This is a genomic window from Sphingomonas sp. ABOLG (genome assembly GCF_003950435.1).
In the GTDB taxonomy this organism is placed as follows: domain Bacteria; phylum Pseudomonadota; class Alphaproteobacteria; order Sphingomonadales; family Sphingomonadaceae; genus Sphingomonas; species Sphingomonas panaciterrae.
The window spans coordinates 1-1,156 of the sequence record NZ_QQWW01000044.1 but is presented as its reverse complement, the minus strand read 5'-3'; the positions used below and the strand labels follow the sequence as shown (position 1 = coordinate 1,156).

1 protein-coding gene is annotated in these 1,156 nt (G+C 62.9%); it reads right to left on the bottom strand.

What is annotated here, in order from left to right:
* Positions 1-1,145, bottom strand: a 1,145-nt coding sequence (locus CA236_RS18575; RefSeq protein WP_164519004.1) for an ammonium transporter, incomplete at its 3' end; no start/stop codon positions are given.
* Positions 1,146-1,156: the final 11 nt, after the last annotated feature.

Here is a 1,156-nt window from a genome sequence, read left to right as displayed (position 1 = left end):
GGCACGCGCAGCTTGCTCAGCTTGTCGAGCAGGAACAGGATGATGGTGGTGATGATGACGGCGTAGATGACGACGATCGCCACCGCGATCGCCTGGACCGACAACTGCCGGCCCCCTGCCGCCACGGCGTTGATCGCCGGGCTTGCCAGCACGCCGATCAACAGCGATCCGGTGATGCCGCCGATGCCGTGCGCGCGGAACACCTCCAGCGTATCCTCCGCCTTCAGCCACGACTGGATGTACTTGGCGAAATAACAACAGGTCGCGCCGATCGCGCCGATCAGCAGCGCCGACATCGGCTCCACATATCCCGATGCGGGGGTGATCGTGGCCAGACCCGTCACTGATCCGACCAGCACACCCGAGAATGTCGGATGCCCCGCATCGCGCCATTCCCAGAACATCCACACCAGCATCGCCATCGATCCGGCGAGCATGGTGTTGGTGAAGGCATAAGCCGCAAGGCCATCGGCAGCATAAGCGCCGCCTGCGTTGAAGCCGAACCATCCGAACCATAACAGGCCGGCACCAAGAGCAACCAACGGCAGGCTCGCCGGAATCGGCCCGCTATCTCCCGTTGGCCGCCGCCCAAGATAGATGGCGGTCACCAGCGCCGATGCGCCGGCTGAGGCATGGATCACGATCCCACCAGCAAAATCGACGACGCCCAGCTGCGAGAGGAACCCGCCACCCCAGATCCAGTGGGCCACCGGCAGATAGACGAAGATCGTCCACAGCGCGACGAACCAGAGGAACGGGCCGAACCGCATGCGCCCGACGAAAGCCCCGGTCATCAGCGCCGGCGTGATGATCGCGAACATCATCTGGTAACCGAACACCAGGATGAACGGCACGTTGGCGGCATAGGTGGGATCGGCCGCAACACCGATGCCATGCATCCCGAAATAAGTACGGACGTCACCGATAAAACCGCCGATCGATGGGCCAAACGCCAGGCTGAAGCCGCCGAACACCCAGATGATGCCGACCACGCCGATACAGACGAAGTTCTGGATCATCACCGACAGAACGTTCCGTTCCCGAACCAGCCCCCCGTAGAACAGCGCCAGCGCCGGCGTCATCATGAGGACGAGCGCCGTACAGGCGAGCAGAAAGGCGGTATCGCCCGGTTCAATTCCTCTCATCAGCGCTTCCT